19 protein-coding genes and 1 pseudogene are annotated in these 15,592 nt (G+C 64.3%); 12 read left to right on the top strand and 8 right to left on the bottom strand.

Features of this window, described 5'->3' with window-relative positions; all coding sequences use genetic code 11:
* Window positions 1-25 precede the first annotated feature (25 nt).
* From B2U07_RS18630 to ureC, 5 genes are all read left to right on the top strand, one after another.
* Entirely contained in the window at window positions 26-862 is an 837-nt protein-coding gene (locus B2U07_RS18630) for an urease accessory protein UreD (protein ID WP_275545354.1), read from the top strand.
* A 42-nt stretch (window positions 863-904) separates the two neighbouring features.
* Window positions 905-1,207, top strand: coding sequence for an urease subunit gamma (ureA, locus tag B2U07_RS18625; RefSeq protein ID WP_275545355.1), 303 nt, complete (start codon window positions 905-907; stop codon window positions 1,205-1,207).
* Window positions 1,208-1,209: 2 nt separating this feature from the next.
* The gene (locus B2U07_RS18620) at window positions 1,210-1,710 is read left to right on the top strand and encodes a GNAT family N-acetyltransferase (RefSeq protein WP_275545356.1); all 501 of its coding nucleotides are present in this window, start codon (window positions 1,210-1,212) and stop codon (window positions 1,708-1,710) included.
* Window positions 1,711-1,717: 7 nt separating this feature from the next.
* Entirely contained in the window at window positions 1,718-2,026 is a 309-nt protein-coding gene (locus B2U07_RS18615) for an urease subunit beta (RefSeq protein ID WP_197857109.1), read from the top strand.
* A 137-nt stretch (window positions 2,027-2,163) separates the two neighbouring features.
* Window positions 2,164-3,864, top strand: a complete 1,701-nt coding sequence (gene ureC / locus B2U07_RS18610) for an urease subunit alpha (RefSeq protein ID WP_275545357.1) — start codon at window positions 2,164-2,166, stop codon at window positions 3,862-3,864.
* A gap of 84 nt (window positions 3,865-3,948) precedes the next feature.
* Here ureC and B2U07_RS18605 read toward each other — a convergent pair.
* From B2U07_RS18605 to B2U07_RS18570, 8 genes and pseudogenes are all read right to left on the bottom strand, one after another.
* Window positions 3,949-4,493: pseudogene (locus B2U07_RS18605) on the bottom strand (REP-associated tyrosine transposase).
* A 104-nt stretch (window positions 4,494-4,597) separates the two neighbouring features.
* Window positions 4,598-5,041, bottom strand: coding sequence for a hemerythrin domain-containing protein (locus tag B2U07_RS18600; RefSeq protein ID WP_275545359.1), 444 nt, complete (start codon window positions 5,039-5,041; stop codon window positions 4,598-4,600).
* Between the two features lie 75 nt (window positions 5,042-5,116).
* Complete coding sequence (locus B2U07_RS18595; RefSeq protein WP_197857106.1) at window positions 5,117-5,383, bottom strand: DksA/TraR family C4-type zinc finger protein; 267 nt, start codon at window positions 5,381-5,383, stop codon at window positions 5,117-5,119.
* 69 nt (window positions 5,384-5,452) lie between these two features.
* Window positions 5,453-6,316: an isocitrate lyase/PEP mutase family protein gene (locus tag B2U07_RS18590; RefSeq protein ID WP_275545712.1), complete on the bottom strand. Its 864-nt coding sequence runs from the start codon at window positions 6,314-6,316 to the stop codon at window positions 5,453-5,455.
* 137 nt (window positions 6,317-6,453) lie between these two features.
* Window positions 6,454-7,455 (bottom strand): type II secretion system F family protein, encoded by a 1,002-nt coding sequence (locus B2U07_RS18585; RefSeq protein ID WP_296277448.1) that lies wholly within the window; start codon window positions 7,453-7,455, stop codon window positions 6,454-6,456.
* 53 nt (window positions 7,456-7,508) lie between these two features.
* Window positions 7,509-8,264 (bottom strand): substrate-binding periplasmic protein, encoded by a 756-nt coding sequence (locus B2U07_RS18580; RefSeq protein ID WP_275545361.1) that lies wholly within the window; start codon window positions 8,262-8,264, stop codon window positions 7,509-7,511.
* Between the two features lie 52 nt (window positions 8,265-8,316).
* Window positions 8,317-9,090: a substrate-binding periplasmic protein gene (locus B2U07_RS18575; RefSeq protein ID WP_275545362.1), complete on the bottom strand. Its 774-nt coding sequence runs from the start codon at window positions 9,088-9,090 to the stop codon at window positions 8,317-8,319.
* A 76-nt stretch (window positions 9,091-9,166) separates the two neighbouring features.
* Complete coding sequence (locus B2U07_RS18570; RefSeq protein WP_275545363.1) at window positions 9,167-10,090, bottom strand: substrate-binding domain-containing protein; 924 nt, start codon at window positions 10,088-10,090, stop codon at window positions 9,167-9,169.
* 166 nt (window positions 10,091-10,256) lie between these two features.
* On the opposite strand from B2U07_RS18570, the gene B2U07_RS18565 reads away from it, so the two are divergent.
* From B2U07_RS18565 to B2U07_RS18535, 7 genes are all read left to right on the top strand, one after another.
* The gene (locus B2U07_RS18565) at window positions 10,257-10,985 is read left to right on the top strand and encodes a VC0807 family protein (RefSeq protein WP_197857101.1); all 729 of its coding nucleotides are present in this window, start codon (window positions 10,257-10,259) and stop codon (window positions 10,983-10,985) included.
* Between the two features lie 33 nt (window positions 10,986-11,018).
* Window positions 11,019-11,456 carry a YqaA family protein gene (locus tag B2U07_RS18560; protein ID WP_275545364.1) on the top strand — a complete coding sequence of 146 codons (438 nt, stop codon included), beginning with the start codon at window positions 11,019-11,021 and terminating at the stop codon, window positions 11,454-11,456.
* 197 nt (window positions 11,457-11,653) lie between these two features.
* Entirely contained in the window at window positions 11,654-12,628 is a 975-nt protein-coding gene (locus B2U07_RS18555) for a lysylphosphatidylglycerol synthase transmembrane domain-containing protein (RefSeq protein WP_275545365.1), read from the top strand.
* Window positions 12,629-12,691: 63 nt separating this feature from the next.
* Complete coding sequence (locus B2U07_RS18550; RefSeq protein WP_275545366.1) at window positions 12,692-13,957, top strand: Hsp70 family protein; 1,266 nt, start codon at window positions 12,692-12,694, stop codon at window positions 13,955-13,957.
* Window positions 13,958-14,056: 99 nt separating this feature from the next.
* Window positions 14,057-14,413 (top strand): DUF6152 family protein, encoded by a 357-nt coding sequence (locus B2U07_RS18545; protein ID WP_275545367.1) that lies wholly within the window; start codon window positions 14,057-14,059, stop codon window positions 14,411-14,413.
* Entirely contained in the window at window positions 14,414-14,896 is a 483-nt protein-coding gene (locus B2U07_RS18540) for a hypothetical protein (RefSeq protein WP_275545368.1), read from the top strand. It begins immediately after the preceding gene.
* A 111-nt stretch (window positions 14,897-15,007) separates the two neighbouring features.
* A complete protein-coding gene (locus tag B2U07_RS18535) occupies window positions 15,008-15,541 on the top strand; it encodes a hypothetical protein (RefSeq protein ID WP_275545369.1) in 534 nt (177 codons plus the stop codon).
* Window positions 15,542-15,592 lie beyond the last annotated feature (51 nt).

Genomic DNA, 15,592 nt, shown 5'->3' with positions numbered 1-15,592 from the left:
TATCCTGCGGAACCGCTGCCTTAACATGAATCTGCCTGCCGCCCTGTTCACGCCAAGCTGGCCTGCCGAGCTGGAGCTGGCTTACGCGCGCCACGGCGAACGCACCACGCCAGTGCGCAGGCGCCACCTTGGCCCTCTAAGGGTGCAGAAGCACCTGTATGCCGAAGGACCGGAGGTGTGCCAGCACATCATCGTCCACCCGCCCGGCGGCATCGCCGGTGGTGACATCCTGGATATCTCGGCCCATGCGGGCGAGAACACTTGGGTGCAACTCACCAGCCCCGGCGCGGCCAAGTGGTACCGCGCGGCCGGTGTCGCCCGGCAGGATCTGCGCCTGCGTGTCGACGCTGGCGCCACCCTGGAATGGCTACCGCAGGAAACCATCCTCTATGCCGGCGCCCAGGCCGAACTGCACACGCAGATCGAGCTGCACGGCGATGCTCGTCTGTTCTACTGGGACATCGTTGCTCTCGGCCGCCCCGCCGCCGACGAGCGCTTTGCCAGCGGCCATTTTCAGGCTGCGCTGGATATCCGTCGCGACGGCAAACTGCTCTGGCACGAGCGCCAGCGCGTGATCGGCGGCGACGGCCTGCTCGACTCACCCATTGGCCTGGACGGCCAGCCGGTGTTCGCCACACTACTGGTCAGCGGTGAAGTGGAAGGCGACCTGCTGGAGCGCTGCCGCGAGCTAAGGATCGACGGCGTACGCGGTGACCTCAGCCAGCTCGCGGGCCTGCTGGTCGCGCGCTGCCTGGCCAGTGAAGCGCTCAAGGCGCGTGCCTGGCTGATCGAACTCTGGCGCCTGCTGCGTCCGGCGCTGCTGGGGCGTGAAGCAGTGCCACCCCGAATCTGGAATACCTGAGGCGGAGGCTGCCTGCAGTCTCCCCATGAACTGGAGCGAACGATGGATCTGAGTCCACGCGAGAAAGACAAGCTGCTGATCTTCACCGCCGGCCTGGTGGCCGAGCGCCGCCTGGCGCGCGGGGTGAAGCTGAACTACCCGGAAGCCATGGCCTACATCTCCGCCGCGCTGCTCGAAGGCGCGCGCGACGGCCAGACCGTCGCCGAGTTGATGCACCTCGGCACCACCCTGCTAGCCCGTGATCAGGTGATGGAGGGCGTGCCGGAGATGATCCCGGAAATCCAGATCGAAGCCACCTTCCCCGACGGCACCAAGCTGGTGACCGTACACCAACCGATTGCATAACCATGAGCTACGAAATAGCGAACGCCAGTGAAGCCGACCTGCCCGGCATCCTCGCCATCTACAACGACGCGGTGCAGCACACCACGGCGATCTGGAACGAGACCCTGGTGGACCTGGCCAACCGTCGCGCCTGGCTGACCGAACGCACGGCAGCGGGCTTTCCCGTGCTGGTGGCGCGCGATACCAGCGGCGAGGTGATCGGCTACGCCAGCTACGGTACCTGGCGCAGCATCGAGGGCTTTCGCCACACCATCGAGCATTCGGTCTACGTGCGTAGCGATCAACGTGGCCAAGGGCTCGGCCCGGCGCTGATGCAGGCACTGATCGAACGCGCCCGCGCAGCCGGCCTGCACGTCATGGTCGCCGCCATCGAGTCGGAGAACGCCGCCTCGATCCGCCTGCACCAGCGCCTCGGCTTCGTCACCACTGGGCAAATGCCCCAGGTCGGCCGCAAGTTCGGCCGCTGGCTGGATCTGACCTTTATGCAACTGACTCTGGAGTGAGCAGCCCATGATTCCCGGCGAATACCAGATTGCCGATGGCGAGATCGAGCTCAATGCCGGCCGCCGCACCCTGACCCTCTCCGTGGCCAACAGTGGCGACCGGCCGATCCAGGTGGGCTCGCACTACCACTTCTTCGAGACCAACGACGCCCTGCTGTTCGACCGCGCCGCCGCACGCGGCATGCGCCTGAATATTCCGGCCGGCACTGCGGTGCGCTTCGAACCCGGGCAGAGCCGTGATGTGGAGCTGGTCGAGCTGAGCGGTGCGCGCCGGGTGTTCGGCTTCGCCGGCCGAGTAATGGGCGACCTGGATTGAGGTGACTCTTGTAGGAGCGGCTTTAGCCGCGATAACTATTTCGCGGCTAAAGCCGCTCCTACAAAAGAACCACAGCGCCTAATCCCCTGACAGACAGAAAAATACGCGCCAGCCTTCGCGCCACAAGGGAAGCGAATATGAAAATCAGCAGACAAGCCTATGCCGACATGTTCGGTCCCACCGTCGGCGACAAGGTGCGCCTGGCCGATACCGACCTGTGGATCGAAGTCGAAAAGGACTTCACCACCTACGGTGAAGAAGTGAAATTCGGCGGCGGCAAGGTGATCCGCGACGGCATGGGCCAGGGCCAGCTGTGCGCCGCCGACGTGGTCGACACCCTGATCACCAACGCGCTGATCATCGACCACTGGGGCATCATCAAGGCCGACGTCGGCCTCAAGGACGGACGCATCGCCGCCATCGGCAAGGCCGGCAACCCGGATATCCAGCCGGACGTGACCATCGCCATCGGTGCCGGCACCGAGGTGATCGCTGGCGAAGGCATGATCCTCACCGCTGGTGGCATCGACACCCATATCCACTTCATCTGCCCACAGCAGATTGAAGAGGCGCTGATGAGCGGCGTCACCACCATGATCGGTGGCGGCACCGGCCCGGCCACCGGCACCAACGCCACAACCTGCACTTCCGGCCCATGGCACATGGCGCGCATGCTGCAGGCCGCCGATGCCTTCCCGATGAACCTGGGCTTTACCGGCAAAGGCAACGCCTCGCTGCCGGAGCCGCTGATCGAGCAGGTCAAGGCCGGCGCCATCGGTCTGAAGCTGCACGAGGACTGGGGCACCACCCCGGCGGCCATCGACAACTGCCTGAGCGTGGCCGACGAATACGACGTGCAGGTGGCGATCCACACCGACACCCTGAACGAGTCCGGCTTCGTCGAGACTACCCTCGGCGCATTCAAGGGCCGCACCATCCACACCTACCACACCGAGGGTGCCGGCGGCGGCCACGCCCCGGACATCATCAAGGCCTGCGGCTTCCCCAACGTGCTGCCGTCCTCGACCAACCCGACCCGGCCGTTCACCAAGAACACCATCGACGAGCACCTGGACATGCTCATGGTCTGCCATCACCTCGACCCGAGCATCGCCGAGGACGTGGCCTTTGCCGAGAGCCGCATCCGCCGCGAAACCATCGCTGCCGAAGACATCCTCCACGACCTGGGCGCGTTTTCCATGATCAGCTCCGACAGCCAGGCCATGGGCCGCGTCGGCGAGGTAATCACGCGCACCTGGCAGACCGCCGACAAGATGAAGCAGCAGCGCGGCCCGCTGCCCGAGGACGCCCCCGGCAACGACAACTTCCGCGCCAAGCGCTATATCGCCAAATACACCATCAACCCGGCCATCACCCACGGCATCAGCCACGAGGTGGGCTCGATCGAAGTGGGCAAGTGGGCGGATCTGGTGCTCTGGCGCCCGGCCTTCTTCGGCGTGAAGCCGACGCTGATCCTCAAGGGCGGCGCCATTGCCGCCAGCCTGATGGGCGACGCCAACGCCTCGATCCCGACGCCGCAGCCGGTGCACTACCGGCCGATGTTCGCCAGTTACGCCGGCAGCCGGCATGCCACCAGCATCACCTTCATCAGCCAGGCGGCGTTCGACGCCGGCGTGCCCGAGCAGCTTGGGCTGAAGAAGAAGATCGGCGTAGTCAAAGGCTGCCGCGAAGTGCAGAAGAACGACCTGATCCACAACGGCTACCTGCCGAACATCGAGGTCGATCCGCAGAACTATCAGGTCAAGGCTGACGGCCAGTTGCTCTGGTGCGAGCCAGCCGAAGTGCTACCGATGGCGCAGCGGTATTTTCTGTTCTGACATCCCTGGCGGGTTTCACCCGCCCTACCGGATAGGCGATTGCCCCGCCTGTGGCAACCTGTAGGGCGGGTGCAACCCGCCAATTCATTCGCCGGCACCCAAATCATCGATGCTTGTATCCCCACCCCAATCCACGGGGTAAACCCCTACCTTCACCCAGCGGTGAAACGACGACCAAGGCCAGTCCCGCACACGCGTGACCAAACCGTGCTTGAGCGGGTTGCCGTGCAGGTAGTCGAAATGCCGCGCGTAGTCGCGCTCGTCACGAATCAGATGCTCCCAGAAGCGCTGCTGCCATAACGAGCCTTGCCCCTTCACCCGGCGCCGCTCGCTCATCAGGTCGTCGCGCAGGTAAGCGCTGCCGCAAGCATGGGTGACATGCCGCTTGATCAATCGCCAACGATTGGAGAAATCCCTGTCACCGGGCGGCAGGCGCCAGATGGCATGCAGATGATCGGGCAACAATACCCAGGCGTCGATTGCGAAGGGCTGGCTCAGGCGCACCGTCTCGATTGCTTCGCGCAAGGCCTGGCGGATATCGGGGCGGGTGAGAATTGGCTGGCGCCGCTCGCTGACCAGCGTGAAAAAAAAGTGCCGCCAGGAACGGCGGCGCGGCGGTAGTCAGGCATGGCAACGTCCTTGTTGCAGATAGTCGATGGCGGGTTTCACCCGCCCTACGGATCATGGGTAGGGCGGGTGCAACCCACCATTGCAATACAGACTAGCTAAAACATCAGGACGCCTGTTTCATCTCGTCGTAGGCGCTGAGATAGTCGCCGGCCAGTTGCTGCTTCTCCTTGTCGCGTAGCAGCTTGCCGGCCATCTGGAAGAAGGTGTGTTCTTCTTCCTTGAGGTGATGCTCGACCTTTTCCGCCAGCGCCTTGGCTTGCGCTAGCCAGCTGGGGCTGCTGGGGTCGGTTTCCTCCAGGCCCTCGACCATTTCATCCATCTCGTGATGCTCGGCGATGGCGTGGCGTGACAGATCGACGCCCGCATCCTGCTGCATCAGGGGGATGTAGAAATGACGCTCTTCGGCCACCGAATGCACGGCCAGCTCGTGCTTGAGCTGAGAGAACAAGGCGTGGCGCTCGGCGCTGTCGCCCTGGGTGGCGATCAGTTTATGCGCCAGTTCGCGCTGGATGTCGTGGCTGATGCGTAAGGCTTCGAAAATCGTCATGCAGGCACCTCTTCCTGAGTCACGGTTGTAGTAGCACTAGACCATCAGGACTCGTAGAGGTGCCGTACCGCTTGTTCAACGCAACTGGCTGTCCTTGCTGCCCCGGCGGTTATAACCGCTATAGGCGGCGTTTTCCCGGTCGTGCTCGGCCTGGCACTTGACGCAAAGGCGCACGCCGGGAATCGCCTGGCGACGAGCCTCGGGAATGGGCGCATCGCATTCTTCGCAGTGACGCAGGCTTTCGCCTTTCGGCAGCTGGCTGCGCGCACGCGAGACGGCGTCCTCGATGCTGCTGTCGATCTGTTCCTGAACTGCGTCGTCGCTTGCCCAACCACCTGCCATGCTCCACCTCCTCGCGTTCCCTGGACAGATATGCGCCCGGGAGACGCGAAGTGCAAGTGCAGCCTGTCGCTACTCGCGGACTTCCATGAACTCCTTGGCCCAGCGGATGTAATCCTCGGGCATGGTGTACTTGTGGGTCAGCTCGGTGGCGTTGAGGTCGCATTGCTGCGCGCCGCGCTGTTCGCGCAGACAATCGTAAGTGGCCTTGATCGCGGCGAAGTAGGCGGCGTGGCCGTTGACCACGATGCGTACGCCGAGCCGGGCCAGACGCTGGTTGTCGCGCAGCTCGGGGTTACCGTAGGTGACCAGCATCAGCGGCACCTTGAGGCCAGAGGCGATTTGCTCCAGATGGGCAAAATCCTTGACCCCGACCAGGCAGATACCATCGGCGCCAGCCGCCTCGTAGGCGCGGGTGCGACGGATCACTTCGTCCACATCCAGCACACCGGCATGGGTGCGGGCGATGATCGCCAGCTCCGGGTCGACGCGTGCTTCCAGCGCCGCGAGGATCTTGCCGACGCCCTCCTCGATGGAAATCAGGTCGGTGGATTTGCGGCCGAACTGGGCCGGCAGCAGCGTATCCTCGATGGTCAGCGCGGCAACGCCGGCACGCTCCAGCTCGACCACGGTACGCATCACGTTGAGCGCGTTGCCATAGCCGTGGTCGGCGTCGGCGATCACCGGCAAACGTGAGACACGGCCGATGCGCGTGGCCTGCTCGACGAACTCGCTAAGAGTGATCAGGGCGAAGTCCGGCGCGCCGAGCACCTGCAGAGAGGCGACGGAGCCGCCAAGGATGCCGACTTCGAAGTCGAGATCGGCGGCAATACGGGCGGACATGGGGTCGAAGACCGAAGCGGTGTGGTAGCAGCGGTCGGAAGCGAGCAGTGCACGAAAGGCGCTGCGTAGCTCATGGTGGGATGCACGTTGCAGGATGGGCATGGGGCGTATTCCAAAGTCGGTTGAATCGCTTTTTTCTCGTTTTAGTAATGGCGTAGACGTGACCAATGCTAGCGCAAGGCACTTGCTGCCAGCTTTCAGACGGCTCGCCGTGGTCAATGACCAGCAATTTATCGGCCAGCCAGCTCCGCGGGCAGCGCCGGAAAGAAGCCGCCGCCGGTCAGCAGGCCGTATGCCATCCAGATGGCGACGGCCAGATAGAACAGCCGTGGCGCCCAGCTCGCCAGCATCTGCTGGCTCGCGGCCAGCTGCTGCGCCTGCAGGCGGGCGAAACGCAGCAATGCCTCGCCCGGGCGGCCGGTCGCTTCACCGGTATTAAGCACGCCGATCAGCATGGCTTTGCCGGGAAAGTTCAGCGCATCGAAGGCACGCACCAGCGACTGCCCGGCGGCGACTCGCGGCGCCAGGCTGGCGAAATCCCGCCGTAGCCTTATGCTGCTCACCGTATTACAGGCGCGTGGCAAGGCGTCGAGCACGGGCATGCCGGCCTCCAGCAACAGCCCGAGGCTATCGCAGAAATTTCGCAGGTCCGCGCGGCGCTGCAGGCTGCCGAGCACTGGCAGGGCCAGCAGCAGATCGTCAAAAGAGCCCGGTTGATCGGCTCGCCGCTGCTGCCAGCGGCGCCACAGTGCTCGAGCACCAAACAGCAATATCGATAGCCACAATACGGGTAGCAGCACGGCCGCGAGGTAGCCGGCGACACTCAGGTTTCCAGCGACCAAGGCGGGCAAGGGTTTGACCGCCAGCGCCAGCATCAACACGCCGGCGGGCAGCAGCAAACGTGAGACGAGTTCGGCGGCGTGGCGTGCCTGCTCATCGTAACGCTGCGCCAATTGCTCGTAGATATGCGCCAACGCGCCGGCCTCCTGCGCAGCGCGCACCAAGCCGCTTTCCAATGGCGTGAACACGCCAGTCAACTGGCCGGAAGTCGCCAGGTCGCGTCCGTTGCCAACCATCTGTCGCAAGCGCTTCACGGCGGCTTCATGGCGCACACCGAGATCCAGGCTGGCCAGCGCTCGATCGATGGGCACGCCCGCCCGTTCCATCGCCCCCAGGTGAGCGAACAATCCGGCGCGGCTGCGTAGATCGAGAGTGACATTGGGACGCGACATGATCGGGCTCGGTGAATTGCAGCGTTCAGGTTAACCAGTCGCCAGGCGAGCCGCTACGGTTCCATCGGCGGCATCGTTGCGTGCGGCAGCCAGCGCCTGAGAATGGCTTCGAGGCTGCCGTCCTCGTGCATCTGCTGCAAAGCCCGCTGCCAGCGCGCCACACGCACCACCGAGGTTTGCGGGGAAAAGGCGATGTAATAGGCCGAGCGCATGAACGGCACATGCGCAGTGACATCCTGTGGCTTGAGCTCCACGGCGGCGAGCTCGCCAGCCAGAGTCAGGTCCTCGGTGGCGATCAGCTTGACCCGGCCATGCTTGAGCAAGGTCATCATATGCTTCGAACTGGGCACGCCGTACAGGTTGTCAAAACCCTTGGCGCTCAGGATCTCGAAGGTGTACCACTGTTTGGGCAGTGCCAGCGGCCCACTGGCTGCAGCCTGCTGCAGCGTGTCGATGACGAAGTGGTGGGATTTCAGCGAGTAGAAGCTGGTGGTACCAACGACGATGGGGCCGACCCAGTGGAATCTGTCCTCACGCTCGGGCGTACGCACGGTGGAAAACAGCGCGATGTCTTCGTCCTGCTGGGCGAGATGCAGGGCACGCGTCCAGGGCATCAGCTCGATCCGCCCGCTATCACCGGTGCGCGCCAGCAAGGCTCTGACCACATCGATGGAAAAGCCGCTGGCCTCACCATCGCGCATGAAGCTCATCGGCGGTGCATCCTCGGTGAGCAGACGCAGCTGCGCCGCCGCTGGCGCACATAGCACCACCAGCACGACACACAACCATCGATGCAAGCGCTTGCCCATCAGCCCCCTCCCGCTTGCAACCTAGCAAGACGCGTTACGCCACGCAGCAGCTTCACTCGGCGCGAAGCAAATCGGCCAACGCTCGCTCGTCGGCGCCTGGAAACCAGTGCCTGTAGATACGCGCCAGGCTGCCATCATCGCGCATGTCCTGAAGGGCCCGCTGCCAACGGGCGACACGCGCGGCATCGGTCTGCAGGGAGAAGGCGATATAGGAATCGTTGGGCATCAGGTCGAACTGTTCCTGCAACTGCTCGGCATTCATACCCTGTTCAGCGAGCATGCCATCGAGGGTCAGGGTGTTGGCCAGCAACAACTTGACCCGGCCATGGCGAAACATGCGCAGCATGTCCTGCGGGGTCGGCACGCCGTAGAGGTTATCCAGATTCTGCTGGCGAAGCACTTCGTAGCTGTACCACTGCTTGGGCACGGCGAGGGTACCGAGTTGGCGCACGTCATCGAGGCTGGTGACCCGCAACCCGGCATCCTTGTGCGTGTAGAACCGCGTGTAGCCCCGCGCGATCGGCCCGACCCACTGGAACTCGGCTTCACGCTGCGCCGTGCGCACGGTGGAAAACAGCGCGGTGTCGGCCTGATGACGAGCCTGGTGATAGCCGCGCGTCCAGGGCACCAATTCGATGCGCGCGGTTTCGCCGGTACGGCGGATCAGCGCCTCGACCACCTCCACTGCCATGCCGCTCGGCTTGCCGTCCTGCAGATAGCTGAACGGTCGATAGTCTTCGGTGTACAGCCGCAACTCGGCAGCCGACAGATGAGCGCCAAGACTGCAAAGGAGCAACAGCAGGGCAACCGGGTATTTCAGGTTCATACGTCATACCGTCAAGGGCCGCCCTACAGCGAATTCAGGGCGGCCGACGCAGGATCATAAACGCCTAGCGCATCCATCACCAAGGCTGCGCTGGCGCGGCGGTCTCGGCCAGTTCCCTGGCGGTCATCACCCTCGGCTCGAGCAGCAGTTGCAACCGCGTAATGGCCCGCTCGCCGCTCAGAGCGCGCTGCACCAGGCGCACCGCATGGTCACCCATGGCTTGTGGCTGTTGCAGCAACAGGGCCTGAATCTGCCCCTCACGCAATGCACCGAACAGCGGCTCGCCACCGTCAAAACCAACGAAGTCTACCTGTCCGGCCTTGCCCAACTGGCGCAGGGCCGCCAGGGTGGCGCGGCTGCCACTGCCATTGGGGCTGAACAGGCCGTCGAGTCTGGGCAATTGCTCACTCAGGGCCTCGACGATGCGCTGGCGGTCATCGCCCAGGTAGGTGTCGAATACCACCTGCAGCCCCGCCGATTGCGCTGCGAGCAGAAAACCGCGCTCGCGTTCCTCGGTCGATTGCAGACCCGGGCGCAAGCGCAACACGCCGACCCGACCACCCCGCCCGAGGCGTTCGGCCAACTGCTGCCCGGCCAACTGGCCGGCAAGGAAATTGTCGGTCGCCACCAGCGCATAGGCGCCCTCACCGGCGACACTGCGGTCGACGTAGACGGTAGGAATACCCTCGGCGCGCAGGGCCACGATACGGTCGTCGATGGCATCTCCGGCCGGAGCGATGATCAGCGCCTTGCAGCCATGGGCGAGGACATGATCGATCAGTTGCAGTTGCACCTCGACGCTACCCTCATGCGCGGGGCCACGGGTATAGAGTTGCAGTTGCAGATCCTCGGCGGTGCGCCTCGCCCCGGCCTCCAGCTCGGCCCAGTAGGACGAGGTGCCGGCCGGCACCAGGCCGATGCAGTCGCGCGCCCAGGACGGTGGCGCCGCCAGGCCCCAGGCGCTCAGCAGCAGGCAAATGAAGGGGATGATTCTTGGCATGTTCGACTCCAGGGCCTCGCCATCACTTTAGCAGCGCTATTGCACGGTGCTACTCCTGTCGGCAAGCTGTCGACTCATACTTTTTCACATTCAAAACCGACAGTCGGGCTAGCTCTGGCGCGCCGGGCAGGCGATCATCGGGCTTCCTACGCAGACTCCAGCTACCATGACCGCCACCACTGACAGCCGTACCCCGACGCACAAGCCCCGCCCGCTGATCGATCTGGCCATCAGCATCCTGATTCCCTCGTTCATTCTGATGAAGCTCAGTGGCGAGCACCGCCTCGGTGCCGACGGCGCGCTGCTGCTGGCCCTGGCGTTCCCCCTGGGCTGGGGCGCGTTCGAGCTGATCAAATACCGCAAATTCAATTTCATCGCCCTGCTCGGCCTTGTCAGCGTCGCGCTCACCGGCGGCATCGGCCTGTTAAAGCTCGACACCCAATGGCTGGCGGTCAAAGAAGCCCTGATCCCCGGTCTGATCGGCATCGCCGTGCTGGTCTCGACTCGCACCCGCTACCCGCTGATCCGCACCCTTCTGTTCAACAAGACCGTGCTCAACGTCGACAAGATCCATGATCGCCTGGAACAGGGCGGCCATGTCGAACACTTCGAAACACGGCTGATGCGCGCGACCTACTGGCTCAGCGGCACCTTCTTCTTCTCCTCGTTCATGAACTACGTGCTGGCCAAGTGGATCGTGGTCAGCCCGGCCGGTACCGAGGCGTTCAACGACGAACTCGGGCGCATGACGCTGCTCAGCTATCCGATGATCGCCATTCCCTCGATGATCATGCTGATGGCCATCTTCTACTACCTGTGGAAGACCATTCATGGCCTGACCGGGCTGAGCCTGGAAGAGATCATGGCCAACACCGGCCAGGAATCGCAGAGCTGAGCCGCGCCGACCTGCGGGTCGGCAGCGCTGAACATGTTCGGGCTTTCCGCTTACCTGGGTCTGTTTCTTTCCGCCTTCGGCGCGGCAACGCTGTTACCCCTGCAGTCCGAAGCCGTTCTGGTGGCGTTACTGCTGGCCGGCCAGCATCCGCTATGGGCGCTGCTGCTGGCTGCGACGCTGGGCAACGTGCTGGGCTCATGGGTCAACTGGCTGCTGGGGCGCTCGATCGAACATTACCGCGAGCGGCGCTGGTTTCCGGTCAGCCCGGTTCGGCTGCAGCAGGCGCAGGCCTGGTACGCGCGCTACGGGCGCTGGTCGTTGCTGCTCAGCTGGATGCCGGTGATCGGCGACCCACTGACGCTGGTCGCCGGGGTGATGCGCGAGCGCCTGTGGATATTCCTGCTCATCGTCACCCTGGCCAAAGCCAGCCGCTACGCGGTGCTGGCGGCGCTGACCCTAGCCTGGATATGAACGTATCGGGACAATCGCTGACACAACTACTAAGGGGCGCCTGCATGCCTGCCAGTTGAGTACTGGCGGCGGCTCCCTGATACTGCGCAGCGCGCCGTGCGGGCACAATCCGCCAACGGTCGGCCAGCCGGTGAACAGCCGCCTCGTCAGAGGCATGCGGCCCCACAACTCTGGGGCTTGATGAGCGAGGAATAGCGGTGTCTGTCGTAGAAGCCAAACCCAAACTGAAGCGCAGCGACCTGATCTGGACGCTGATCGGGCTCAGTGCCGTGGTGCTTTCTGGCTTCCTGCTCTATCGCGAACTGCGCAATATTTCCCTCGACGAGATCAAGGGCAGCCTCGAGGCGATCTCGCACATGAACTGGCTGCTCGCTGCAGTGGCCACCCTCGGCGCTTACTGGGCACTGGCCTGGTACGACCGCATCGCCGTCGCTCACTTGGGCAAGAAGATTCCCTGGCGCTTCATCACCCTGTGCTCCTTCACCACCTACGCACTGGCGCACAATATTGGCGCCTCGGTGTTCTCCGGGGCCGTGGTGCGCTATCGGGCCTATCGCAGCAAAGGCCTGACCCCGCAGGAAATCGGCATTCTCATCGTCTTCTGCTCCTTTACCTTCGCTCTCGGCACCCTGCTCGCCAGCGGCTGCGTACTGATCGCCCAGCCCGACCTGGTCCACCGGGTGGCCAATATCACGCCGCTGGTATCGGTGGTGATCGGCAGCGTATTGCTGAGCCTGGTCGGCCTCTACGTGCTGGGCTCGTGGCGCCAGTTCAAACCCTGGACGCTGGGCAAGCTGCACGTGGAATATCCACGCCTGCCCATCGTTAGCCGCCAATTGCTGGCCGGCCCGCTGGAGCTGCTGTGCGCGGCGGCGATCATCTACTTCGCCCTGCCGGCCGATAATCACCCCGGCTACCTGGTGGTGCTCGGCGTGTTCCTCGCCTCCTTCTCCCTGGCGCTGCTGTCCCACGCGCCGGGTGGCCTGGGCGTGCTGGAAGTGACCTTTCTCGCCGCCCTGCCGGAGATACCCGCCGCCGATGTACTGGCCGCGCTGATCGTGTTCCGCATGTTCTACCTGCTGCTGCCCTTCGCCCTGTCGCTGCTGGTGGTGCTGGGCTTCGAATGGAACCAGTGGAAGGAAAAACAGCGAGGCAACAACCTGCCGTCCTGACGACTCGCCGCCACCGCGGCGCTGGCATAGAATACGCGGCCATTTTTTCGGCCCTGCGTTTCCATGTCCTTTTCTACGCCTGCCCGCGCCTGCGGCATCGACTTCGGCACCTCCAACTCCACCGTCGGCTGGCTGCGCCCCGGCCAGGACAGCCTGCTGCCCCTGGAAGACGGCAAGATCACCCTGCCCTCGGTGATCTTCTTCAACACCGAAGAGCGCCGCCCGGTCTACGGCCGTCTGGCCCTGCACGAGTATCTGGAAGGCTATGAAGGGCGCCTGATGCGCTCGCTGAAAAGCCTGCTCGGCTCCAAGCTGCTGAAGAGCGAGACCACCGTGCTGGGTAGCGCCCTGCCGTTCAAGGACCTGCTCGGCTTCTTCATCGGTGAGCTGAAGAAGCGTGCCGAAAGCCAGGCCGAGCGCGCCTTCGAGGAAGTGGTGCTGGGCCGCCCGGTGTTCTTCGTCGACGACGACCCGGCCGCCGACCAGGAGGCGCAGAACACCCTGGTGGCCGTGGCGCATAAGCTCGGTTTCAAGGAGGTGTCCTTCCAGTACGAGCCCATCGCCGCGGCCTTCGACTACGAGTCGAGCCTGGAGCGCGAGGAGCTGGTGCTGATCGTCGACATCGGTGGCGGTACTTCGGACTTCTCCCTGGTGCGCCTGGCGCCCGAGCGTCACCACTTGGCCGAGCGCCAGGGCGACATCCTGGCCACCGGCGGCGTGCACATCGGCGGTACCGACTTCGACAAGCAGCTGTCGCTGGCCGGCGTGATGCCGCTGTTCGGCTATGGCAGCAGGATGAAGAGCGACGCCTTCATGCCCACCAGCTACCACCTCAACCTGGCCACCTGGCACACCATCAATGCGCTGTACGCGCAGAAGACCCAACTGGCCCTGCAGAACATGCGCTACGACATCGTCGACGCGACCGGCATCGACCGCCTCTTCGGTCTGATCGAACAGCGCGCCGGGCATTGGCTGGCGATGCAGGTGGAAGAAAGCAAGATCGCCCTCAGCGAACAGCACACGCGCCCCATCGACCTGTCGCGCGTCGAACCGGGCCTGGTCGCCGAACTGACCCGCCCGCTGTTCGAGAACGCCATCGAGCCGCTGCTCGAACGCATTCGCGCCAGCCTCACACAGCTACTGGCCGATGCCGGCGTCGCGGCCGATCAGGTCGATACGCTGTTCTTCACCGGTGGTTCCAGTGGCGTGCCGGCGCTGCGCCAGAGCGTGGCAGCGATGCTGCCCAACGCGCGTAGCGTGGAGGGTAATACCTTCGGCAGCATCGGCAGTGGCCTGGCCATCGAGGCGAAGAAACGCTACGGCTGAGGCTGGCGCCATTCTGTTTCCAAATGTGCCGGTGCGCCCCGGCGCCGGTCTCAGCGTCTAGGTTTACCCGGTGTTCAATCAGCCCACCGGGTGATCGCCATGCTGAAGAAACTGCTGCTCGTTGCCACCGCCCTCGGCCTGCTGCTGGCCGGCTCCCTCGCCCAGGCCCACCATGGTTGGAGCTCCTATGACTCGGATCAGCCACTGACCCTGGAGGTGCCGCTGCAGAGCGTCAGCTACCGCAACCCTCACGCCGACGTGAGCATCGAGCATGACGGGCGCACCTGGCAGGTGATCCTCGCCCCAATCAACCGCCTGCAGGCACGTGGCCTGCCGGAAGCCGACCTGACGGAGGGCAAGACCGTGACCATAGTCGGCTACCCACGCAAGGACGGCACCCCGGAGATCCGCGCCGAACGCATCATCGTCGACGGTCGCACCATCGAACTCAGGTAGATGGACAGCCTGATCGCCTGGGCGGCCTGGCTCGAAGCCTCGGCACTGGGCACGCAGATGCGCAGCTCGACACTGCTCTATCCTGCGCTGAACCTGCTGCACCTGCTGGGCCTGGTTCTGCTGCTGGGGCCGATGCTGCTGCTTGATGCGCGTCTGCTTGGCGCCGGCCGCGCTTTCTCACTGCCTGCCGTGTCGCGGACGCTGACGCCGCTGGCAGTGCTGGGTCTGGTGTTGTTGCTAGGCAGCGGCTTCTGCCTATTCGCCGCCGACGCCGGGCCGCTGACCGTTGACCGTCTACTGCAGCTCAAGCTGCTGCTGATCGCCCTGGCCATCGGCAACGCTTTGCTATTTCGTCGCCTGTGGAACTCCCGACTGGCCAATTGGGACCTGCACGCACCGCTGCTCGGCCGGATGCAGGCGGCGCTGTCGCTGCTGCTCTGGCTGCTGGCGATGAGCCTCGGCCGCCTGCTGGCCTACTTCTAGCGCGGCGCGCCTTGCCGCGACAGGCCGCTGAAAAACCACTGCATCGGCAAGACCGGGGTGAAAACGACCTGTTATCCTGCGCGCCTTCGCCCTCGTTACAGGAATGCCCCGATGCAAGCCCAGCTGGAAGAACTGATCGCCAAGATAAGCTCCGGCTGCCTGGCCGAAGACGAGATCGCGCGTATCGCCGATGAGGCGGCGCAGGCCTATGCCGACCCGGCCGCGTTCCTCGCCGCCAATCCGGACGTCAACTACGACGACGAATTCCCTATCCCGCTGGGCGAATGGGTGGTGATCGGCAGCCTGCCGGAGACGGTGCTGTTTCAGGCCGACAGCTATGAAGAGCTGTTCCAGCGCATCACCGAATCCTTCGGCCCGCAAGTGCAGTTCGTACTGAAGGCCAAGCAACTGGCCAAGACCGAACCGCTCAAGGCGCTCAACCGCATCCAGGTGCAGCTCTCGGCGCTGTCACCGGAAACCGGCGGCTACGTGCTGGTGGATTTCAGCGAACCGCTGGATGACGAGTTGCAGGCGGTGCTGGTGTATGCCAGCGACCTGCCGCGGGTAATGGAGTTGGCGGTGGAAGTGGGTATCTACGCCGCCCCGGCGCTGGAAGCCTTGCAGGCGGAGCAGGCTGAAGAATAGGACGCGGCTTGCCCTCTCCCCAACCCTCTCCCATAAATGGGAGAGGGGGCT

The sequence above is a fragment of the Pseudomonas sp. UBA7530 genome, from assembly GCF_002479365.1.
Taxonomy (GTDB): Bacteria; Pseudomonadota; Gammaproteobacteria; order Pseudomonadales; family Pseudomonadaceae; genus Aquipseudomonas.
This window is presented reverse-complemented; position numbering and strand designations above follow the sequence as displayed.